Source organism: Frankia sp. CeRuru1, assembly GCF_977966315.1.
In genome coordinates this window covers 1-21,575 of the sequence record NZ_CDWWEW010000019.1, presented here as the reverse complement: position 1 = coordinate 21,575, position 21,575 = coordinate 1, and the positions used below count along the sequence as shown (strand labels likewise).

16 protein-coding genes and 1 pseudogene are annotated in these 21,575 nt (G+C 70.0%); 7 read left to right on the top strand and 10 right to left on the bottom strand.

What is annotated here, in order from left to right:
- Nucleotides 1-227: pseudogene (locus tag AC08OP_RS02805) on the bottom strand (hypothetical protein); the annotation flags it as partial.
- 515 nt (nt 228-742) lie between these two features.
- On the opposite strand from AC08OP_RS02805, the gene AC08OP_RS02800 reads away from it, so the two are divergent.
- Entirely contained in the window at nt 743-1,294 is a 552-nt protein-coding gene (locus AC08OP_RS02800) for a DUF3291 domain-containing protein (protein ID WP_476612751.1), read from the top strand.
- Nucleotides 1,295-1,372: 78 nt separating this feature from the next.
- Here AC08OP_RS02800 and AC08OP_RS02795 read toward each other — a convergent pair whose 3' ends face one another.
- The 5 genes from AC08OP_RS02795 to AC08OP_RS02775 form a co-directional block, all read right to left on the bottom strand.
- A complete protein-coding gene (locus AC08OP_RS02795) occupies nt 1,373-2,314 on the bottom strand; it encodes a beta/alpha barrel domain-containing protein (RefSeq protein ID WP_476612750.1) in 942 nt (313 codons plus the stop codon).
- 68 nt (nt 2,315-2,382) lie between these two features.
- A complete protein-coding gene (locus AC08OP_RS02790; protein WP_476612749.1) occupies nt 2,383-3,621 on the bottom strand; it encodes a glycosyltransferase family 4 protein in 1,239 nt (412 codons plus the stop codon).
- A 205-nt stretch (nt 3,622-3,826) separates the two neighbouring features.
- On the bottom strand, nt 3,827-6,508 hold the full coding sequence (locus tag AC08OP_RS02785; RefSeq protein ID WP_476612748.1) for an ATP-binding cassette domain-containing protein: 2,682 nt from the start codon (nt 6,506-6,508) through the stop codon (nt 3,827-3,829).
- Nucleotides 6,509-6,700: 192 nt separating this feature from the next.
- A complete protein-coding gene (locus AC08OP_RS02780) occupies nt 6,701-7,843 on the bottom strand; it encodes a hypothetical protein (protein ID WP_476612747.1) in 1,143 nt (380 codons plus the stop codon).
- A gap of 186 nt (nt 7,844-8,029) precedes the next feature.
- A complete protein-coding gene (locus tag AC08OP_RS02775; protein WP_476612759.1) occupies nt 8,030-8,881 on the bottom strand; it encodes a RibD family protein in 852 nt (283 codons plus the stop codon).
- 68 nt (nt 8,882-8,949) lie between these two features.
- Here AC08OP_RS02775 and AC08OP_RS02770 point away from each other — a divergent pair, with 68 nt between their 5' ends.
- Nucleotides 8,950-9,843 (top strand): exodeoxyribonuclease III, encoded by an 894-nt coding sequence (locus AC08OP_RS02770; protein ID WP_476612746.1) that lies wholly within the window; start codon nt 8,950-8,952, stop codon nt 9,841-9,843.
- Between the two features lie 108 nt (nt 9,844-9,951).
- Here AC08OP_RS02770 and AC08OP_RS02765 read toward each other — a convergent pair whose 3' ends face one another.
- Nucleotides 9,952-10,530, bottom strand: coding sequence for an Hsp20/alpha crystallin family protein (locus AC08OP_RS02765; RefSeq protein WP_476612745.1), 579 nt, complete (start codon nt 10,528-10,530; stop codon nt 9,952-9,954).
- A gap of 843 nt (nt 10,531-11,373) precedes the next feature.
- On the opposite strand from AC08OP_RS02765, the gene AC08OP_RS02760 reads away from it, so the two are divergent.
- Nucleotides 11,374-14,238, top strand: a complete 2,865-nt coding sequence (locus tag AC08OP_RS02760) for an alpha/beta fold hydrolase (RefSeq protein WP_476612744.1) — start codon at nt 11,374-11,376, stop codon at nt 14,236-14,238.
- A gap of 27 nt (nt 14,239-14,265) precedes the next feature.
- Here AC08OP_RS02760 and AC08OP_RS02755 read toward each other — a convergent pair whose 3' ends face one another.
- Together AC08OP_RS02755 and AC08OP_RS02750 are read right to left on the bottom strand one after the other, a co-directional pair.
- Nucleotides 14,266-14,991 (bottom strand): DUF4230 domain-containing protein, encoded by a 726-nt coding sequence (locus tag AC08OP_RS02755; protein ID WP_476612743.1) that lies wholly within the window; start codon nt 14,989-14,991, stop codon nt 14,266-14,268.
- Nucleotides 14,992-15,037: 46 nt separating this feature from the next.
- On the bottom strand, nt 15,038-16,990 hold the full coding sequence (locus tag AC08OP_RS02750) for a PP2C family protein-serine/threonine phosphatase (protein WP_476612742.1): 1,953 nt from the start codon (nt 16,988-16,990) through the stop codon (nt 15,038-15,040).
- A 645-nt stretch (nt 16,991-17,635) separates the two neighbouring features.
- Between AC08OP_RS02750 and AC08OP_RS02745 the strand changes: the two genes are divergently transcribed.
- Both AC08OP_RS02745 and AC08OP_RS02740 read left to right on the top strand, forming a co-directional pair.
- Nucleotides 17,636-18,805, top strand: coding sequence for an ABC transporter ATP-binding protein (locus tag AC08OP_RS02745; protein WP_476612741.1), 1,170 nt, complete (start codon nt 17,636-17,638; stop codon nt 18,803-18,805).
- Nucleotides 18,802-19,587, top strand: coding sequence for an ABC transporter permease subunit (locus AC08OP_RS02740; protein ID WP_462188479.1), 786 nt, complete (start codon nt 18,802-18,804; stop codon nt 19,585-19,587). The genes AC08OP_RS02745 and AC08OP_RS02740 overlap by 4 nt, the downstream gene beginning before the upstream one ends.
- An 83-nt stretch (nt 19,588-19,670) precedes the next feature.
- On the opposite strand, the gene AC08OP_RS02735 is transcribed toward AC08OP_RS02740, so the two are convergent.
- Nucleotides 19,671-20,516 (bottom strand): aldo/keto reductase, encoded by an 846-nt coding sequence (locus tag AC08OP_RS02735; RefSeq protein WP_476612740.1) that lies wholly within the window; start codon nt 20,514-20,516, stop codon nt 19,671-19,673.
- 180 nt (nt 20,517-20,696) lie between these two features.
- Here AC08OP_RS02735 and AC08OP_RS02730 point away from each other — a divergent pair, with 180 nt between their 5' ends.
- Together AC08OP_RS02730 and AC08OP_RS02725 are read left to right on the top strand one after the other, a co-directional pair.
- On the top strand, nt 20,697-20,975 hold the full coding sequence (locus AC08OP_RS02730; RefSeq protein WP_462188512.1) for a type II toxin-antitoxin system TacA family antitoxin: 279 nt from the start codon (nt 20,697-20,699) through the stop codon (nt 20,973-20,975).
- A 111-nt stretch (nt 20,976-21,086) separates the two neighbouring features.
- A partial coding sequence (locus AC08OP_RS02725; RefSeq protein ID WP_476605485.1) for a GNAT family N-acetyltransferase occupies nt 21,087-21,575 on the top strand: 489 nt, incomplete at its 3' end.

Genomic DNA, 21,575 nt, shown 5'->3' with positions numbered 1-21,575 from the left:
ACCTTCTTGTCCTTAGCGTCCCAGACCTTCTTGTCCCAGCTCTCCTTCTCCCAGCGGATCTTGGTCCAGTGCTCCTTGACGACGTGCTTGGTGACGCGCTTGTCCTTCGGGCCGTCGTGACCATCGGAGGCCAACGCGCTCGTGGCCGCGGGCCCCGCGGCGACAACCAGAGCCGCCGTCGTGGACAGAGCGACAACTGCGGCTTTTCTCCTTGCGGAACTTCCCATGACTCCCCCATTGCTAGCGGAAAATGACCAAATACTGTCGGCAGTGGAGGCCATTTCGGTCAGCGAGGACCGAAATCGGATCACCGACCGAACTCGAGCGATCCGCACTCAGGCTGATTTCCGCGGAGAAACACGCTTCCACGCAAATGACACAGCCCGCCCCGGGATCTTGGGATCTTCCCCTCCCGGCACCTCCGACTACGGAGAGTAGCTTCGACGTTGCCAATAGGTGGGAGGCGCTCATGATCGACTCGGGTGAGTCCATCCGGGTGGCTCCAGCGGAGCCCTCGGCGGCGACACCACCTGACGGATCACCTGACAGCCCCACGATGGGGCGCCGATCGGCAGGCATCGGCATCGGCCGGCCTGTTCGTGGCGGGGTTACTGTTCGCCGGCTGTTCCGAGCGGCATCGAAAAACTGGTAGAAATTGCACCCGCCAACTCGCCGATCATGATCGACCGGTAATTGACCGATATTCCTGGCGGCGGCGCGACAACCTCCCTAGGCTGCCTTCATGACGGGTTACCATCTGGCCCAGGTGAACATCGCCCGACTGCTCGCGCCGCCCGGCTCCTCCGCGCTGACCGACTTCGTCGCCGGTCTCACTTCCACCAATACGCTCGGCGACGGGCAGCCTGGCTTCGTCTGGCGCCTGCGGGCCGAGGATGGCGACACCGTCGTACGCACGTTCGTGTGGGAGGGCGACGGCGACCATGCGATCATCGTGAACCTGACCGTCTGGGAGTCGGTGGAGGCGCTGGCCAACTTCGTCTTCCGTAGCGGCCACGGGGCGTTCCTACGCCGTCGGCGCGAGTGGTTTCATCCCACCCAGCGGACGACCAACGCCCTGTGGTGGGTACCCGCCGGGCATCGGCCGGGGACGGACGAGGCCGAGGACCGGGTTCGTCACCTGCGGGCCCACGGTCCGACCGCCACCGCCTTCACGTTCCGGCTGACGTTTCCACCGCCGGACCGGCGGATCTCCCTGGTCCCGGGAAGCGGCCCGGAGAACACCGCCGACCAGCCAGGCCGAGCGACACCGAGAAACGCGGCGGCCAGAGGCTGATCCGGCGATGGGCTCCCGCGCCGAGGACGTGAAAAAATATGCTGGGAAGATGTACGGAAAATACGCATGAAACCCTTTTCAGGGGACGGTCGGGTCGGTGTGGTCGATCCAGTCGGACAGAATGGCACCAAAGACGGCCGGATCCTCCGCACGGTTCCAGAACGCGGTGGCGGCCTGGACCGCGGTGGCCCCGGCCAGCAGGTAGTCGGCGACGTCGCGCCCGTCGGTCACACCCCCGACCCCGACGATGTCCACACTCTCCGGGAGCAGGCGGCGTAGCTGGCGCACCTGACCGAGCCCGACGGGCTTGAGCGCCGGCCCGCTCATACCGGCGAGCTCGACGTCGACGACTGGTCGGTGCGCCTCGTCGACGGCGAAGGCGTTGGGGAAGGTATTCACCGCCGTGACGAACCGCGGGCCACCGGGACGCGCGGCGACCTCATCGATCACCGTTGCGAGCTCCGCCAGAGCCGACGGATCGGAGAACGGCGAGATCTTGACTCCGTAGGGGACGCGTCGGGCCGGATCGGCACCAGCCTGCGCCACCAGCGTGTCGCCCACCGCCGTGCAGATCGTCGCGGTGTGCCCGGGATCGAAGCAGGCGATGCGCTTCTGCGTTCCGCCGTCCCAGACGTTCGGGCAGGCCAGGTTCAGTTCGATCAGATCGACCCCCGTCCGCGCCACGACCGCGGAGATCTCGCGGTACTCGTCGACACCGAACCCGGCGACGCTGACGGTCAACGGCTTGCCCGCCAGGTGAGCGCGCCGCACCATGCCGGGCAGATGCGCGGCATAGTAGTCCAGTCCGCGGTTGGGAAGCCCGAGCGCGTTCAACGAGTAGACTCGGCCGGGCCAGTAGACGTTGCCGGAGTTGCCTGACCGCGGTTCTCTGGTGATCGAACCAACGACGATCATCGAGACCGCCGACCGGGCGAACGTTTCGACATCCTCGGCGGTCTTGCAGGTGCCGGCCGCGTTCATGATCGGATGTTCCAGGGAGACACCGCACAGACCGCTCATGACCCCACCCTAGGGTTTTCGCCTGGATCAGGTTCGTGACCGGCAATCGATGATCCGGGTCGCCACCCTCATGCCACGGCGGAGGTTTTTCCGTGGCGCGCCCGCAAACGGTCGATGGCCTTCTGGTAGACCTTCTCGCGCAGGGCGGCAATACGCAACGGCTCGAGCTCGGCGGTGCCGACCCGACCGCGGGCACCCACCGTCTCCGCGAACTCCGGGTCGGTGAGGAAGGGTTCCAGGGCGTCGGCGAGTGCGGGGGCGTCCTCCGGCGGGACGACCGTGCCGCCCTTCCATTTCGCCACCCAGGTGGCCACCCCGGTTGTCGCGGTCGCGACGACCGGGCGCCCCGAGGCCATTCCCTCGAGACCCGCGATGGAGAAGCTCTCGAACCGGCTCGGCACGACGACCGCCCGTGCCTCCTCATAGGCCTTGACCAGCTCGGGACGGGTCAGGTGGCCGGCGAAACGGCAGGTGACGCCGAGTTTGACCGCCTGCTGCTCCAGCCAGGTCCCGGTCGCCACACCCTCGATCGTGCCCGAGGACTGACCGGCGAAGACCACCGTCGCCTCGACACCCCGTTTCTTCAGCAGCGCGGCCGCCTCGATCAGGACATCCAGCCCCTTGCGCCATTCGAGCCGTCCGACGACGAGCAACGTCGGGTCGGTGTGCTGGGGCGACGCCACCTCCATGTACGGGGACCGGTCGAACGGGTAAGGAATGACGTCCGCGTCGGTGTCCCTATCCAGCCAGCCGAAACCGCGCAGCGTGGTGACGATCAGCTCGGAGGGAGCGGTGCGCGCGTCGGCGCGCAGAGCGGAGAACCGGTCGATCCGGTCGGCCACCGCGCCCCTGCCGTGCAGCCGGCCGTCCCGCAGGCGCACATCCATCATCGTCGGGGTATGCAGGTGGATCACGAGGGGGATGTCGCGGCGCAGGGCGGTACGCAGGCCCCGGGTCTCGCCGTCCTGAGTCTCGATCACGTCGGGACGCAGACCGAGACGACGCAGCCAGAAAGCATAGGAAACCGCGAGAACGAACCGCAGGGAGAGCGAATCGCGAGGATGGTTCTCCCCCTGGAACGACCGGCCGAGTGGGCCGAGAAACCTGGTGACGGGCAACCGCAGGAGAGGCCGCCGGTGCACCATCACCCCGTCATGATCCTCATCCGTGCGGTAGCGTCCCTGCGCGCAGAGGATATGAACCCGATGACCGAGCGCGACCAGTGCGTGAGCGATGTCGTGTGTATAGACTCCCGCCCCGTCCCAGATGATCGGCGGATACTGCTCGCACAAGAAGACGATCTCCATGCCCCATCCCCCACCGCGAGCGAACTTCGGTCAGCTCACCTTATCGCCACGATAACCGGTTGCTGCGGAGGTTTTGGATTTGCGACCACTCGCGCCGCGCCGGCCCACAGATAGGGGTATAGCGACTTCCCTCGCGGCCCGGCTCGCGAGGGAAGTCGCCGGGATACCTGGTCCGGGGCGTGGGCTAGGGGGACGGACTAACCACTCAGCCGCGCAACGGCATGGACCGGCCGGTCCTGGAACCGTGCGCCGGCGGGACCCCGGTGCCGTACAGCCGCGGACCCGACAACCCTCCCGAACCCGAACCCGAACCGGTGGCCGGCCCTAGCCCGGCACCCGTCGGCCGGGTGACCTTCGGTTCGATCCGGCGCAGCATGACGGCCGTGAGGATCAGTGCCACGACACCGATCAGCACGCAGATCACGATGTCGAGGACCCAGATCGCCACGCTGTGCTTCCACAGCCCGTCGGCCGGGTCGGTCCGCAGGGTCTCGTTACCGAACTTGCTGACGTCGTTGAGATCGTCCGTGGACGCCAGGGCCGCGAACCCCCAGCGGGCCGGGACGAGCAGGCTGATCTGCTCCAGCACGGGGCGCCCGACCAGCGAGGTCAGTCCCCCGGAGAACACCAGCTGACCCATCGTGACCAGGACCAGGATCGGCATGGTCTTGTCCGCGTTGTCGATCAGCGTCGAGACCAGCAGACCGATCATCATCGAGGCGAGCGCCGCGACACTCACCGCGATCAGACACTCCAGCACCGGCGAGCCGAGCACGACCGCCCTCGGCGGGGTCCGGCCCACCAGCCCGATCAGGGTGAAGACAAGACACTGGGCGGTGGTGATCCCGGTCAGCAGAATGATCTTTGATCCAAGGTAGGCGGTGCGGGACAGCCCGATCGTGCGTTCCCGCCGGTAGATCGGCCGCTCCTTGACGATCTCCCGGACCGAGTTGGCCATGCCCATGAAACAGGCACACAGCACCAGGACGAGGAGAACCTTCGTCGCGTCGGTGTTCGGCGCCTGGGGTAACGCACGCAGCCCGTCCGGGGCGCGGATCACCTGTGGGACGACGCCGAGCAGGAACGGGAAGGCAATGATCAGCCGTAGGTACGACCGGTCGGCGAGCACGACCCGCCAGTACCGTCGGGTCAGCGTCGCGAGCTGGGCCCGGACCGGCTGCTGGCGCACGCTGGGCAGCTCCGGCGGTGCCTTGCGCACCGCGGGCGCCACGATCGCGGAGGGTACGAAGAACTCCGAGTCCCGGAACCGCTCCGCCATCTCCTCACCCGGAGTGGCCTCGAGCTCGCGGAACACCGCCGCGAACTCGCGGAAGTCCTCCTTGCCGAAGAACCGCAGCGCCCCGTCCGCAGGCCCGAAGTAGGCCACGTGCCCGCCGGGCGCGAGCACGAGGATGAAGTCGCACAGGTCCAGGAACAGCACACTGTGGGTGACGACGATGACGGTCCGGCCGGTCTCGTCGCCGGAGCCGGCGCCGCCGCCCTTCGCCAGGCCCCGCAGGGTTTCCATCACAGACTGGTCATTGGCCGGGTCCAGGCCGGAGGTCGGCTCGTCCAGGAACAGCAGAGAGGGCCGGGTGAGCAGCTCCAGCGCGACGCTGGTGCGCTTCTTCTGGCCGCCGGAAAGCCGGAAGACCGGTGTGTTGGCGTGCGCGGTCAGTCCAAGCTGGCCGATGACCTCCTCCACCCGGGCCCGCCGCTCCTCGGCGGTGGTGTCGGCGGGGAAACGCAACTCCGAGCCGTACAGCAGAGCCTCACGCACGGTCAGCTGGTCGTGCAGCGGGTCGGCCTGCGGCACGTACCCGATCCGGCGTCGCAACTCGTCATACTCGGCGTAGAGGTCACGTCCCGCGTAGATCACCGATCCCCGGTCCGCCGGTCGGAAGCCGGTGAGAGCGTTGAGCAGCGTGGACTTGCCGGCCCCGCTCGGTCCGACGACGCCGAGCAGGGAACGGCCCGGCAGCCGGAAGGTCATGTCGTGCATGAGCTGCTTGGTGCCGGCCCACACCGACAGCGCCTGCGCCTCGAAGGCCACGTCACCGGAATCGACGTATTCGACGAGCGAGTTTCCCTCGAGCTGGAACAGATGATGGCCGATGGCGATGATGTCGCGTTGCATCACCCGCGCCCGGGTGACCCGGTGACCGTTGACGAAGGTGCCGTTGGCGGAAGCGAGGTCGACGAGCTCGACACCGGCCACCGAGATGTGCAGCTCGGCGTGATGGCGGGACGCGAGCAGGTCGCCCACGTTGATGTCGTTGTCGCGGGACCGGCCCATCCGCACCCGTCCGATCGTCAGCGGATGCACGCGCCGCCGGTCGTGCACGATCGTCGCCTGCCCCACGGCCGAGTCGGGCCCGCCCGACTGCGCAGGCGCCGCTGGGACGGGCGCCGACGCAGCGCCCGGCGCCGGTTCGGACCACCATTCCGCGCCCGGCACCGCCGCCCCCGGCGACGGCGACGGCCAAGACGGCGACGGCGGTGACGACGGTGACGACGGGCCGGCAAGGGGGATGGGTGCCCCGCCCGGGCTATGGGTCGGCGCGGTCGGCGGGATCATCGGCGGGGCCGGACGCAGAACGAGCACCACCTCGGGTCCGTCCACCGCGCCGAGCCGGAGCCGGAGCTCCCCGGAGACGGCGAGACCGCCCACACGGCAGCCATCCCGCCATAGACCGTTGGCGCTGATGTCCTCGATCCGCCATCCGCCGACGTCGGGATGCAGCACCAGATGCCGGCGCGACACCCGGCCATCGTTGATCACAATGTCGGCCGTACGGGCCCGCCCCACCACGACCGGCTTGTCTCCGGTGAGCGTCGCCTCCCCCGCGGGGGTGGTGACGTGAAGCGGGGTCGGAACCACCAGCACTCTCCCTCGCTCCTTCGATCGCCAGACGCACCATAGTGTGCCTGTGCAGAGGGAGTTTTCCCGCCCCTTCCGCAACATGTCCGAAAGCTGACGGCCACGAGACGGCGCCACGACGGGTTGGAGCGTGCTGGATCCGGACACCGACCGGTCCGGGGAACGAGGAAATGCGGTGGGCGGGTGGTGGAAATCGAATCAGTTCCAGCGGGCCGCACGGGTGCCGCCGTCGGGTAGGCGGGCGGAACCGACGGCCTGACCGCGGTTGTTGACCGCCACGGCGCGGCTGGTGCCGCCGCCGAAATCGCCCAGGAGCACCATCCGACCGTGGGACCAGCGGAATCCGTGCTCGGCGCCGTCGGGCGTACTGCTGACGCCAACGATGTCGCCACGGTCGCTGATCGCCGCCGGCGTGCTGGAAGGGCCGCCGAGGGTGCCGAGATCCGTCACGCGGCCGTCCTCCCAGCGGAAGCCGCGACCGCCACCGTTGCCGTCGAACGTCGAACCGACGACCTGCCCGGCGTCGTTGATCGCCGTCGCCAGGCTGCCACGACCGCCCAGCGTGCCAAGATCGATGATCCTCCGACCCCGCCAGACGACCGCGTGCATCGTCCGATCGGCGGTCTGGGCCCAGCCGACGACGTCCCCACGATCGTTGATGTCGGCGGCCCAGCTCCCGACACTACCGGGCAGGTCGGGCAGATCGGTCCACCGCCCTCGGGTCCACCGGGCGGTGCGGGAACGGCCCCCCTCGTCCACCCGAACGGCGACCTGTCCGCTGTCACTCACCGCCACGGCAAAGCTGGCGGCACCCGACGGCGCGCCAAGATCGACGGTCCGGCCACGCCACCAGCTCACGGCACGAGGCGGCGCGGTGAACGTGGTTCTGGTCCCGACCACCTGGCCACGCTCGTTCTGGTCCTCGACCCGGAAATCGAGATCGACGAGAACGCCGCCGGGCCGGAACGCGAATCCGGTGTCGGGGGCGCCGCGGTGGGGGCGGAAGCCTGTCACCTGGCCTGCGTTGCTGATCCGCGATGGCCCGGGGGCCCCGTCCGGCAGCGCCGTCACCGCGCTGTCCGACCATCGCAGGCCGTGGAGGTCGTAGGAGCCCGCGGAGCCGATGCCGACGACCTCTCCCCGGTCGTTGATCGCTGTCGCCGTACTGAACAAGTACCCGGATGGAAAGCCCAGATCCACCGGCGCAACCGGCCCACCCGGGGCCGCGTGCCGTCGCGCCGCGGCGCCGTTCGCCGGAACCATCGCCAGGATGAGGGCGGCAGCCATCGTGCCCGCCATGGTCGCCGCCCGTACCGCCCGTACCGCCCGTACCGCCCGCATCATCGCCCTTCCGCAGGGGCCGGCCATGCTCCGGGAACGCCGTCCCGGACGCACCTCGAAGCCACGACATGAAGTGAGGCAAGTATTACGTTCCGCATCGACATCGGTGCCGTCGACTCGGCGTGGGCTCGACGACCGCGTGGTCCTTTCGTGGTCCGGAGGCGATCGAGCCGCCGGTCACGGCGTTTAGTGAGACGTCAGTGCCAGATACCGAAGAAAAACCACATTGTCGAGTTGTCGGACCTCGACGAGGCGAAGGGGCGAGCGGACGTCGTTGGGGAAGACCCCCGGTCCCACAAAGGTCGGCGCATCGCGCTCGCCGACGAAGAACGGGGCGACGGTAAGATGCAGCTCGTCGACCAGGCCGGCGGTGAGGAAGGCCGTATGCAGCGAGGTACCACCCTCCACCAGCAGCCGGCGGACGCCGCGCCGGGCGAGATCGGTCAGGATGGCGGCGACCTCGACCCGGGGCCGACCGGGAAGTTCGACCAGGATGACGCGCGCGGTGAAGGTGGCGCGTTCGGTGCGGGCAGCGGGCGCGGTGCGGATCGCCGCCGACGCCGATTGCGGCGTTGACAGCTCGGGAGACGAGGTCGGCGCGGCGATCGCCAACGACGATCCGGCCCGACGGTAAATGATCGTCTCGACCGGGTCGGTAGTGAACAGCCGAGCGCTCGGGTCGAGATCTCCCCCACCGGACAGCACGACCTTGATCGGCGTGGGCGGACGCCCGGCCGCCTCCCGCGCCGCCCGACGGTGCTGCGCGCGCACGGCGAGGCGGGGATTATCCCGCCGGACAGTGGCCGCGCCGACGAGGATCGCGTCACAGCCGGCACGCACCTCGTCCACCCGGTCGAGATCGGCGGCACTGGAGAGGATCAGCCGCTCATCCGAGCTATCGTCGATGTGCCCGTCCAACGACATCGCGCAGCTGCAGATGACGTACGGCCGGCCAGCAACAGCGCCTCGGCCCACAGCGTCATTGTCGACGATGACACTGTCGACAATGTCATCGTCGACACGCCGGCTCATTCCCATGACGACCATCATCCCAGACCCGACATGCCCGGCAGACCTGTCGGACCCTGGGACTACCGTCAACAGATGTGCGGATCGCGACGTGGAACATCAACTCTGCGAAGGCTCGGCAGGCCCGCCTGATCGAATGGCTCGACCGGGCCGAGCCGGATGTGGTGTGCCTGCAGGAGACGAAGCTGTCGGACGACGCCTTCTTGAAGCTGTTCGACGAGGATCTGTTCCGCCGGGGCTACCGGGTCGCCCATCACGGCGACGGCCGGTGGAACGGCGTGGCGATCCTGTCCCGAGACACCCTCGACGACGTCGCGCGGGGTCTTCCGGGCGATCCGGGCTTTCCCGGTCCCGAGCCTCGCGCCATCGCCGCGACCTGCGGCGGCATCCGGATCTGGTCGCTGTACGTACCCAACGGCCGGACCATCGACGACCCTCATTACGCCTACAAGCTGGCCTGGCTCGCCGCGCTGCGCGAGGTGGTGGCCGAGGCCACGGCCCAGGGCGCGGTGATGGCGTTGGGTGATTTCAACATCGCGCCAACGGACGCCGACGTCTGGGACATCACCCAGTTCGAGGGCGCCACCCACGTCACCCCGGCGGAACGCGCGGCACTCGCAGAACTCGTCAACGCCGGGCTCATCGATGTGCTGCGGGCCCGCTGGCCCGACGACGCCGTCTACACCTACTGGGACTACCGCCAGCTGTGTTTCCCGAAGAACCTTGGGATGCGCATCGACCTGGCTCTGGCGACCGCCGACGTGGCGGGCCGCGTGCGCGCGGTCTGGGTGGACCGGGCGGCCCGCAAGGGTGTCGGGACGAGCGACCACGCTCCCGTCATCGTCGATCTGGACACCGCGCCGGACGGCGACATCGGGCCGATGGTGCCGCCTCCGTCGAGTGGTAGCTCGGCCGGACGGTCCGCCCCGGGACGGACCTCCTCCGCCGGCACCGGACCGCGCCGCCGCTGAGCCGGGCGGTCCCGGCAGGATCGACCGGTCCGGCGGGGTATGCCGCCCGGTGCGAGGGAACCGCTGCCCGGCGTGCGGACATCGGCGTCCGCACGCTGGGTGCGCTCCTCAGGCGGTGGAACCGGCCGCGACCGGCGTGGCCGGCTCGGCGGGCCGCGGCGTCGCGGATTCCGCCGGCAGCCCCGGGGAGCCACCCTCCGCAACCTCGGCCGGCCGGGCGTCGCGGACGACCGGGGTGATCTCAATCCGGGTCGCCTTGGGCTCCGCCGCCGCGCCGACGAGACGGACTGTCAGGATGCCCCGGTCGTAAGTGGCCGAGATCCGCTGCGCGTCCACGCCCTCGGGAAGCCGGAACTCCCGGCGGAAGGAACCGTGCCAGCGCTCGCGGTGCACGCGACCAGCGTGCTCGCTCTCGCTGCCGGCCGCACGCTTCCCGCGGACGACCAGGCGACCCCGGTCGATCTCGACCGCGACGTCCCGCTCGACATCGACCCCGGGCAGCTCGAGGTTGATCAGTACATCCGCTCCCTCGGTAACCACATCAGCCGACGGGACGGCGAACTCGGTGACCGACGACCGTCCGGTAAGCACCGGACGCCGCGGGCCCCAGGCACGCCGAACAATCTCGTCGAACTCCCGGTCCATGCGCCCCAGCGCGGCAAACGGGTCCCACAGGTAGGTGCTCACGACGCTCCCCCTCCAAAAGATTGATCTTTCTAGGGCCGATCTCTGTACATCGATGCCGATCGAGACGCGCCCGCCCCTCAGGCGCCCCCTGGACGGATCACCTTCGGTGCGACTGCCTCCCGCTCTCACAGTTAGTGAGTCTAAGACGCTCAACCTTGCTGTTGCAAGTGAGGGCAAAGAATTTGTTGGATGTGAGGCAGGACACCGAAGCGGCGAACGGTCGCAGCGGCCGGCACCGAGCAGCCGGGCGGCGGGGGCCCGGCGCCGGCCCGCCGCGGCGGGCCGGCTCTCCTGGAGCGAGGAGCCGGCGATCGTGCGGCCGCGAGCCGCCCCGAGCTCCGGGCCGCGACGCCGCGGAATGGCGGCACCGGATCCGGGCACCATCGGCCGAACCGCCGACTCGGGATCAAATTAGTCCGGGATCACGGCAAATCGTTTGCGCCGGACATAGCCGAAGCCCGATTACCACCGACAAACTACCCCTTGAGTGAGGGTTACCGGGAGTGACCATAAGATAGCCACAGCACCGTGGTATAAAGTCGCACGCGCTATACCGGACTGCGTGTTGGGGAGGCTGTTCGTGTACCACGAGCGAACGGTTGCAGCACCGTACGAGGCAGCACCGTACGAGATTGTTGGACGGGGTTACCACAAACGGCCCGTCCCATCGCGCAGCCACCCGGCACCGGCCCCGGCGTATCCGTGACCATACGGGATTCGAGGTCCGCCCCCCGATCAGGGGTAACCAGCCGCACCCGGTTGACGAGGTGAGGACCGGCCAGGACACAAGATCATCGTCATCCGTCGTAAGCCGATGACGCCGAGAGAGGACAGGACGAGGGAGTGGCTTTGAACGAAAGCGGTCGGCGCGCGTCCCTTGCGGTCGCGACGCCTGAAGGTGGCGCGTTCTTCCCGGCGTTGCACTTCGACGACCTGCCGGCCTCGGTGGTCAGCCGGTTCCGGGAGGTCGCCACGCACCTGCCCGACACGCCCGCGCTGGTCTCTCCCGGCGTCGTCATGACCTTCGCCGAGGCTGATCGCCGGACCGATGACATCGCGATGGCGGTCCTCGGCCGCCTCGACGCGAACGAGGACGGTCCGGTCGCGACCCTGCTGCCGCACAGCGTGGCTGGCCTGCTGGGCGTGCTGGGCGTGCTGAAAACCGGGCGCCCGGTCGTCCCGCTGGATCCGGTGGTGCCCGCCGAGCGGATGGCACAGATCGTTCGGCAGGCCGGCTGCGTGGCCCTGCTGACCGACCTGGGCGACGGCTCCGTGGCCCGCTCGACGGTGGGCCTGCAGCCGGTGGGGACCAACGGTTCGAACGCCACGGCGGAATCCAGCGTGAATCCGGACGCCCTGCTCGCCGCGCTGGCCGGGGGCGGCCCCCGCCTCGTCCTGGACCTCGCCACGGCGGCCGCGGACGGTGCCCGGTGGATCGCGGCGAACGGCGCGGACGCGGTCTGGTGGCCGCAGCCGCTGGTCGACGATCCGGCCTGCATCGTGTTCACCTCCGGTTCAACCGGCGCGCCCAAGGGCGTGGTGTGGACCAACGGCACGTTCCTGTGCGACGCCTACGCCGGCGCCGAACGCCTCGGTTTCGCGCCGGGCGACCGGCTGGCCCTCGTGCTGCCGTACTCGTTCGCCGCCGGCATCACCGTGGTGGTGTTCGGTCTGCTCAACGGGGCCGGGGTGTATGCCTATGATCCCCGGGCGGCGGGCCTGAGCGGCCTCGCCGACTGGATCTCCTCGCAGCACCTGACCGCGCTGCAGACCACTCCGTCCCTGCTGCGCTCCCTCATCGGCTCACTCGAACCGGACCAGGTCCTCACCGACCTACGGATCGTGACCACGTGCGGGGAGGCCGTCTACGGACGCGACATCACGGCGCTGCGGCCGCACGTGCCACCGGCGTGTACCTACGTGAACTGGTCCGGTGCCTCCGAGATCGCCTCCCTCGGCTTCTTCGAGGTCCCGCCGGGCACCCAACCGCCCGCGGGCACGGTACCCGCCGGACTGCCGGCGACCGGCAAGGAGGTGGTACTGCGCCGCGAGGACGGCACGCCCGCCGATCCCGGCGAGGTGGGCGACGTGGAGGTCACCTCGGCCTACCTGTCGGCCGGGTACTGGGGGAACACGGAGATGACGGCGTCCCGCTTCACCCCGCTCACCGATGGCCGGACCACCTGCCGGACCGGCGATGTCGGCCGGTTCGAACCCGACGGCACGCTGGTCCTGCTCGGCCGCCAGGACACAGCGGTGAAGATCCGCGGCTACCTCGTCGAACCGAGCGAGGTGGAGGCGGCGCTGCTGAGCTCCGCGGAGATCGCCGAGGCGGTCGTCACCGCCGTCGCGCATCCTTCGGCGCGGAACCGGCTGGTCGCCTATGTCGTGCCGGCGGTACACGGCAACACCCTGTCCCCGGTCCGGATCCGGCGGAGGCTGCGCGAGAAGCTGCCGGTCTGGATGGTCCCGACGACGATCATCCCCCTGACGGAACTGCCCCGCAACGAACGCGGCAAGGTGGACCGGGGCGCGCTGCCGCCCCCGCCGGAGGCCCCGGCCGTCTCCGCCCGGCCGAGAACGCAGTGGGAGATCGTCGTCGCCGACATCTGGACGCGGGTCCTCGATCTCGAGGAGGTCGGCATCGGGGACGACTTCATGGAGCTCGGCGGCGACTCCCTGGCAGCGAACGAGCTGCTCACCCTGGTCGCGGAGAAGCTCGGGATCACCATGCCGTCATCGGCGCTGGTCGACGCGCCGACGCTGGGCGAGTTCGCCCGCGCGCTGTCACTCGCGCAGCAGTCGGGTCCGCGGCACCCCACCGTTGTCCCCCTGCGCACCACCGGCTCGCGGCCGCCGCTGTTCTGCTTCGCCGGGGCCGGCGCGCTCGCCCTCGGCTTCCACTCACTGGCCCGCCGCCTTGGTGACGACCAGCCGGTCTACGCCTTCCAGGCGCACGGGCTGGAGCGGCGGGGTTTCCCGGACTGGAGCGTCGCGCGGACCGCCCGCCGCCACCTGGAGATCATCCGCGTCCTGGCTCCCCGGGGTCCCTACCTGCTCGCCGGGCACTCGCTGGGTGGCCTGATCGCCATGGAGATCGCCCAGCAGCTCGCCGCCGCGGGAGAAGAGGTCGGTTTCCTGTCCATCATGGACACCTACCTGCCGGCCTCGCTGCGAATCGAGTCGGCCGGGTCGGGCGACACCGGGTCGGGCGCCACCGAGTCGGCCGGCGCCACCGAGTCGGCCGGCGCCACCGGGTCGACCGGCGCCACCGCGCCGTCGAAGGCAGCCGAGGACCACGCGCGCGGTTACCGCGGCCGGCTGGCGCGGTTCACCCAGAAGCTGCTACCGGAACAGCGGGCGAACTTCACCAGTAAGGCGACCCTCAAGAAAATGGTACAGATTCCGCTCACCGGGGTCGTACAGTTCGGCGGGCTCGAACAGTTCGACGTCTTCTTCAACCACGGGCGACTCCTCGAACGTTTCTACCGACCGCGGCCGTGGCCCGGCCGGGCCCTCGTGTACCGATCGGCGGAGAATCCGGACCCGGAGGACGCATGGTCGGCATTCCTCACCGGGAGCCATGACATCCATTTCGTTCCGTGTGAGCATTTCTACCTGCTCCGCGAACCGCACATCATCAAGATCTCGGAGCATTTCCGGGCCGAGATCGACCGGGTGGTTGCCGGGCTGGCTGAGACAGGCTGACTGCGACGGGCTGAGCACTCCGTTCGCCTAGCGGCGGTCGACTGCGTAGGTCACCCTGACGTCGGTGAAACCCAGCGCGCCGAGTAGACCGCGCAGCATGGCGGTGGTGTTCTTCCTGCCCAGGTCGAGCACCTGGCCATCCGTCCTCGCCGCGTCGGTCATCCGCGCCGACGCGGCCCGGTAGAGCTCCTGGTCGCTGCCGACCCCACCGAACAACCCGCCGACGCGGTTCAGCGCGCCGCGCTGGCGGGCCACCACGTAGCTGTGGTCAAGATCCAGCTCGGGCCTGGACAGCGTCGGGTTCGGCAGCTCGATGGTGACCGCACGACGGTCCGGGGAGACGGTGACCGCCTCCTTGCCGAGCGCACCAAAGTTGATCACCGAGTCGACGGTGCCGACCCCGACGAACAGGGTGCGCTCGCCGCGCAGCGCATCAGGGATCCACTTGCTGTCCTTCTCGAGGTCGACCACCACCTCGAAGTGGGCGCTGGCGGCGTGATAGTCGCTCAGCTCTTCCAGGGAGCGCAGTACCGCCGGGGAACTGCGGTCGACCGTCCTCTCCTCGAATGGGTTCGGCAGGCTCGGCCGCCATCCCGCCACCAGGGCGATGCCGGCGAGGACGAGCACGATGGCGACGACGGCAGCGACGACGGCGATCAACCGCAGTGGGCTGAGCCGGGACAACAGAGACCGCAGAGATCGCGGAGACCGGGTCGAGCGGGTGGGCCGGTCCAGGCCGGACTCGTCGTTCATGAGCGTCTTCTACCCGAAATGGCCGGCAACCACGCCGATGTCGCCGCTATGGCTCTCCGGGCGCGATCGTGGAGCCACACTGGGCGGTGCGGGCGAGAATGATCGCCGTACGGTCGTCGCCCTGCCGCCCGGGCGCGTATCGGCGAACCGCGTCGAAGGCGTCGTCGAGCAGCGCCACCGGCGTGCGCGTGGGATCACGGAGGATCTCGGCGATCAGCCGGTGCAGCCCGAACTGCCGCCCGGCCTCGTCACGCGCCTCCACCAGTCCGTCGGTGTAGGCGAAGAGCACGTCGCCCGGTTCGAGCCGCAGCGTCTGGATTCCCCACGCCCCGGGCTCCGCGAGCAGGCTCGACATCAACGGGCCCGTCGGAGGCAGCCGAACGACCTGCGCCGTTCCCAGCCCGGAGCCGACGATGGAACCGGGTCCCGGCACCCGCCCGGGCTCGGGGCCGGCACCGTTCGCCCCATCCCCCGACCCGCGGGCCGATCCGACAGCATGGGCGGGTCCGACAGCATGGGCGGGTCCAACAGCATGCGCGGGTCCAACAGCAGCCGCCATGGCGGATCCGCCCGCCCCGTCACCGGGGCCGCCTCCCGGCCGGGCGGGATCGCGGGGGCCAACCAGGTGAGCGGTCGGAGCGGGTACCTCGCGTGAGGATGCCCCGCCGGGAAGCACCGCGTCCGCGGGTACCTTGCCTGTGGGCAGCTCGCCCACCGACACCGCGCCCACCGACACCGCGCCCGCGGGCGGCTCGCCCGCCGAGGCCATGTTCCCGGGCACCGCCCGGCGCAGCAGGAGCGTGTCGGGATGACCGGCGTTGACGTAGGACAGGTCCCCGGTCCGCAGGTCGACGACGGCGATGATCGCGGTCGCGAACATCTCCTCGATCTCACCGAGGTTGTCCACCGTCCACTCCAGGGCCCGACCGGGATCGATCTCCGTCGACAGAGCCGCGTCAAGCAGTTGCTTGAGCCGCAACGCGAAGACCCCGGCCGCGGCTCCATGACCGGAGACGTCACCGACCACGACGGCGACCCGCCCGTCGGGCAGCTCGAAGGCGTCGTACCAGTCCCCCGCCAGTTCGCCCTCGGCCGGATCGACCCGGCCGTGCAGGACCAGGCCGCGGGCCCGCAGGAGCGAGGGCGTGAGCGCGTCCCGCAGTGCGATCACGGCGGGTCCCTGCTGGGCCAGAGCCTCCCACGACCGCTCGTTCTGGCGGACGAGCCGCACCAGCTGGGCGCGCATCGTCTCGACGTCGGCGGCCAGCTCCACGATCTCCTTGGGGCCGACGGAGGGAATCCGGGTGTCGTAGCGACCGGCGGCCACCGCGTTGACGGATCGCTGCAACGCTCCGATCGGGCGGAGCAGCCATCGGCGCGAGATGATCATAATGGTCAGCAGGAACCCGAGGATGACGAACATCGCACTGGCCAGCGAGCTCAGCAGCAGCACGGAGGCACTCTCCACCCGCCCGGACGCCTCGACCTGCTCGCGGTCGATCGCCACGGCGAGCTCCGCGACCTCGCGGCGCAGCAGGTCGAAGTCCTGGCGCGCGTTGGTGCGCACGATATTCCGGGCAGCGGCGGTGTCTCCCCTCGTCATCGCGGCCAGTTCCGGCTGGACAACCTCGCGACGCCAGTCCCGGTACGCCCGGCCGACTTCCCCGTGCCGCGCGCGCAGCACGGGGAAGTCGGCCAGCAACGCGTCCAGCCGTGCCATCAGGACCGGGATGGAGCTGGCGGACTCGTCGTAGGGGACAAGGAAACCCCGGTCCCGGGTGATGATGTAGCCACGCAGAGCATTCTCCTGGTCGACGAAGTCGGCCAGGAGCATCGCGGTGGTGGTCGCCGCCGGGTCCAGATGCCTGCTCCGCTCCGTCGCGGCATGACGTGACCGCAGGGCGGAGACCACGGCCAACACCAGCATCACGATGATCGAGATGCTGGCGAGCAACGTCAGCACCCGGATGCCGCGCCGAAGGCCAGCCGTCTCGCCCATGTGCAGATTGTCGTCCAGCCGTCGGGCGCCGGTTGTGTCGGGTGACGTGCGGGGTCCCCCGGGGAGGCTCGTACGACAGCTACCCCATCTCACGGATGGAACGATGAGCGCCGCACTCAATGTGCTGCGCCGAATGATCGCGAATCTCGGCGGCGGCACGGACCTACTCCAGCCCCAGACTAGCCCCAGACTTTCACAGTGCTTGTTTGATGACGCGTCGGAAATGAGTAAACATGGTGGCACGTTGCCACTCTTTCGGACAAGGCGGAAACCTCCGGATTCCCACGGCACCGAGCGCTCCGGAGTGCCGGGAGCTGGAACGGTGCCCGTGGTCCACTCGTTAGGCCTGCTGAGCACGGCGGATCCGAGCCGGGATCCCGAGCCGGGATCCCGAGCCGGGGACTGGTCCGGCCACTGCGGTGCCCGGCGCCGACGGCGCCCAGTGCGTACCGCCGGGAGGCACGGGAGTTCGATCGGCCCCCGTGCCGCTGCCGGTCCCGCCAGCGGCCGTGCATTTAGTCGACCACGACGGCCTCCGCGGGCACGACTCCCCATAGAGCACGGTGGATGACGGAGGCACGGTGGAGGGTGACGGATCGACCGATCTCCGGGAGTTGAATGCATGATCTGGGAGGCTGTCAGACGATGACTTCGGGTTCGGTCACCGAACCGACGTACGCATCGAACGTGGCTGGTCGCCGCCACGGTGCGGCGCGGCCCCCGCGGCCGGCCGGGCGGTCGCCCGAGGGCCCGGCCGAGGCGGCGATCTGGACCCGCGGGCTCGGCAAGCGGTACGGCGATCGGGTGGCGGTGGACCATCTCGACCTCCAGGTGCCGCGCGGGACGCTGTCCGGTTTCGTCGGCCCGAACGGGGCCGGGAAGTCCAGCACGCTGCGCATGCTGCTGGGGTTGATCCGCCCCACGGCGGGCCAGGGGTACGTGCTGGGCGCGCCGATCTCCCATCCGGCCCGCTACCTGGGCCGGGTCGGGGCGATGATCGAAGGCCCGACGTTCCATCCCGGGCTGTCCGGCCGGCGCAATCTGGACCAGCTCGCCCTGCTGCGTGGGATCGGCGGGCGGCGCCGCGCCGATCGCGCGCGGCGAGTCGGGGAAGTCCTCGCACAGGTGGGCCTGACCGAGCGGGCCGACGACCGGTTCACCGCCTACTCCCTCGGGATGAAGCAGCGCCTGGGCATCGCCGCCGCTCTGCTGCCCGATCCCAGCCTGCTCATCCTGGACGAGCCGACGAACGGCCTCGACCCGGCGGGCATCCGGGAGATCCGCGCGCTGCTGGGCCAGCTGGCCGGCACCGGCATGACGGTCTTCATGTCGAGCCATCTGCTGACCGAGGTCGAGCAGATCTGCGATCATCTGGTGATGATCAACGGCGGGCGGATGCTGTTCCAGGGGCACGTCACCGACCTGCTCGCCGCCGAGGATCCCCGGATCCTCATGGTGCCCGAGCGGGACGACGACGCCCGCCGCCTGGCCGGGCTCCTCGGCGAGACCGGCCTTCGGGTCGAGATGGACCTCTGCCCCGGGCCGTCGTGCGACGCGGGAGTCGGCGAACGCCATCCGGTGGTGACCGCCCATGCCCGCGAGGGGGTGGCCGCGGACCTCAACCGACTGGCGATGCGCGCCGGCATCACCCTGCGCTCGCTGCGCACCCATCGGCCGAACCTGGAGGAGACCTTCCTGCGCGTCACCGGCGAGATCGACGGCGACCTCATCCGTTCCGAGAACACCCCGGACGGCAGCGTGCCCCCCGTGGGAGCCGGGCTCGACCCGGCCCAGAGCCGTGCAGGTGCCACATGATCACGGCTTTCCGCGCCGAATGGGTGCCGCTGTTGCGGACCCGGTTCCTGCTCGGGACGCTGGGGGCGGTCATCGCCTCGGCCCTGCTCGGCACCGTTCTGACCTTCGTCTCGGTGGGGCACAACGACTTCGATGGCGACCCCGTCACGGCCAGCGGGCTGTCCGCCGCGAACGGCGTCGTGCAGGGAGTGCAGGCGGTCAGCATCCTGCTCGGCGTGGTGGCCCTGTCCGTCGTCGCCGCGTCGCTCGCCGGCGACCATGCGCACGGGACCCTGCGCAACCAGCTCGTCGCCCAGCCGCACCGGCTCCGGCTTCTCGCCGGCAAACTGCTGGCTCTGGCGGCGTTCGTGGTCCTCGTCATCACCGTGGCGACCGTGGTCTCGGTCGCGTTGTCCTTCGCGCTCGCGCCGCTGAAGGGGGTGTCGACGGCCGCCTGGAGCAGCGCGGCGGGGCTGGCCGAACTGGGCAAGAGCTTCGTCAACCTGTGCGCTGGATCGCTCGGCTACGCCGCGCTCGGCGCCCTGGCCGCGATCGTCTTCCGCGCGCCCGCCGCGGCGATCGCGGTCGCGGTCGCCTACGCGCTGCCGGTGGAGATGCTGGTCACGCGCATCTACGGTCCCGCCCGGGCCTGGCTGCCGGTGCAGCTGATGGAGGCGATCACCACCGGTGGCTCCGCCGTCGCCACGCCCTACGCCGACGCGCTGCTGCGCGGGCTGGTCTACTGCACCGCGATGGTGCTGGTCGCTGTCGTCCTCTTCTGGCGCCGGGACATGACCTCATAAGGGAAATGGGAAATAAGGAACGTTATTTTGTCCCGAGTGTCCCGGGACCCCGAACTCCCAGGGACTCAGAGCTCCCAGGGACTTCAGTGCCCGAACACGTCGGAGTCGAGGGCGTCCGCCTCCCCCGCGGCGCCCCGGTCCAGTCCGGAGATCGCGGCGATCTCCTCGGCGGAGAGCGTGAAGTCGAAGACGTCGATGTTCTCCGCCAGGCGCCTGGGGCTGGCCGACTTCGGCACCACCACGATGCCCAGCTCGATGTGCCAGCGCAGGACGACCTGCGCGGGGGTGCGCTCGTGCGCGGCGGCGATCCGCGCGATCACCGGTTCGTCGAGCAGCCCGGTGCCGGCGCCCAGCGGGCTCCACGCCTCCGTCACGATCCCGTGCTCCGCGTGGTAAGCGCGGATCGCGGACCGGCCGAGTCGGGGATCGAGCTGGATCTGGTTCACGTCCGGCGCGGCACCGGTCTGGGCCAGCAGCCGGTCGAGGTGGGTCGTCTTGAAGTTCGACACCCCGATCGCGCGTACCTGGCCGTCCTTCAGCAGCTCGACGAGCCCCTTCCAGGCCTCGACGTACCGATCCCGCCACGGGTTCGGCCAGTGGATGAGGAGCAGATCGAGGTAGTCCAGCCCCATCCGGCGGGTGCTCTCCACCGCGGCCCTGCGCACGCCGCGGACGCTGTGTGAGCGTTTGTTGAACTTCGTGGTGACGAACAGCTCCTCGCGGGGCACGCTGACGGCGCGTAGCCCGGCGCCGACCCCCTTCTCGTTGCCGTAGTTGTGCGCGGTGTCGATCAACCGGTAGCCCAGCCCGAGCGCCTGTTCCACCACCCCCTGGACCTCCCGGTCGTTCAGCGGCCAGGTTCCGAGCCCGAGCCTGGGCATCCGGGCACCGTGCGCGAGCGGGACGGTGGGGACAGGCGAAAGCGCCACGGGCGTAGGACCTCTCTGGTACGAAGATCTGGTACGAAGAGATGCCGGGCGGCCGACCGGATCCGCGCTCCGGCCGGCCTCCGGGCATCCGGGCGACCCGGCCGCGATGGATGTGGTACCCACGTCGGCGAGCGAGACCCGGGGAAACGGGTCCGAAGACCCGGAGGGCAGACTGCCAGTATGAGCACCGCCAGGGACGACAGACTCGCGGTACGGCTACCCCAGGACGAAGCCGAGATCATCCGCTCGGCCGCGGAGGGTGAGGGCCTGTCCCTTGAGGACTTCGCCGTCGAGGCCATGAAGCGATACGCGCGAGAGGTTCTCGCCGACCGCCGCCTGTTCCGCGTCCCGGATGCCGACTGGAGCAAGCTCGAGGCGCTGCTCGACACGCCGCCGCCGGACTCCCCCCGGCTGCGCCGGCTCCTCGACGAGGAACCGGGCTCGGAGCAGCCGGAGTAGCCGGAGCACCCCGCCACCTCTGCCCGCCTCCCGGTCGGCCGACCGGGAGGCGGGCGGTCGACCGGCGATCCCGACCCGGTCCGACGCGGTCCCAAGAAAGGATCCTACGCAGTGCCCCTCGCCAAGCCCGCGGCCCTGTCCGAGGGCCCGGACCGGCTCACCTTCAACAGCGGTGACGACCTGCTCGACGGCTGGCTGCGCCACCACGCCCTCGAACACCAGCAGGACCGGACGACGAACACGTTCGTGATCGTCGATGGTACCCGGATCGCCGGCTACTACTGCCTGGCCACCGCCGCCCTGGAACGGATCCCCGGTTCACGCCGGTGGTCGCGCCGGTCCACCGAACCCGTTCCGGCGATGTTCGTGGGGCGGCTCGCGGTCGATGTCCGGTACCAGGGCCGCGGGGTCGGCGCCCAACTCGTGCGGGACGCCGTGATGCGGTCGCTGACCGTCCATCGCATGGTCGGGGTGCCGCTCCTGCTCGCCCACGCGATACGGCAACCCGGCCGGGCGTTCTACCGCCATCTCGGCTTCCTCGGCACCCACGTCGACCCCTACCTGCTCGCGCTGCCGCTACACGGCGCCGCCGGCGGGGGC

Coding starts and splice junctions, on each gene's coding strand:
- AC08OP_RS02775 (WP_476612759.1), bottom strand. CDS start 8,881: ATGGGAATGAGCCGGCGTGTCGACGATGACATTGTCGACAGTGTCATC.
- AC08OP_RS02800 (WP_476612751.1), top strand. CDS start 743: ATGACGGGTTACCATCTGGCCCAGGTGAACATCGCCCGACTGCTCGCG.
- AC08OP_RS02795 (WP_476612750.1), bottom strand. CDS start 2,314: ATGAGCGGTCTGTGCGGTGTCTCCCTGGAACATCCGATCATGAACGCG.
- AC08OP_RS02755 (WP_476612743.1), bottom strand. CDS start 14,991: ATGAACGACGAGTCCGGCCTGGACCGGCCCACCCGCTCGACCCGGTCT.
- AC08OP_RS02750 (WP_476612742.1), bottom strand. CDS start 16,990: ATGGGCGAGACGGCTGGCCTTCGGCGCGGCATCCGGGTGCTGACGTTG.
- AC08OP_RS02740 (WP_462188479.1), top strand. CDS start 18,802: ATGATCACGGCTTTCCGCGCCGAATGGGTGCCGCTGTTGCGGACCCGG.
- AC08OP_RS02730 (WP_462188512.1), top strand. CDS start 20,697: ATGAGCACCGCCAGGGACGACAGACTCGCGGTACGGCTACCCCAGGAC.
- AC08OP_RS02790 (WP_476612749.1), bottom strand. CDS start 3,621: ATGGAGATCGTCTTCTTGTGCGAGCAGTATCCGCCGATCATCTGGGAC.
- AC08OP_RS02745 (WP_476612741.1), top strand. CDS start 17,636: ATGACTTCGGGTTCGGTCACCGAACCGACGTACGCATCGAACGTGGCT.
- AC08OP_RS02780 (WP_476612747.1), bottom strand. CDS start 7,843: ATGCGGGCGGTACGGGCGGTACGGGCGGTACGGGCGGCGACCATGGCG.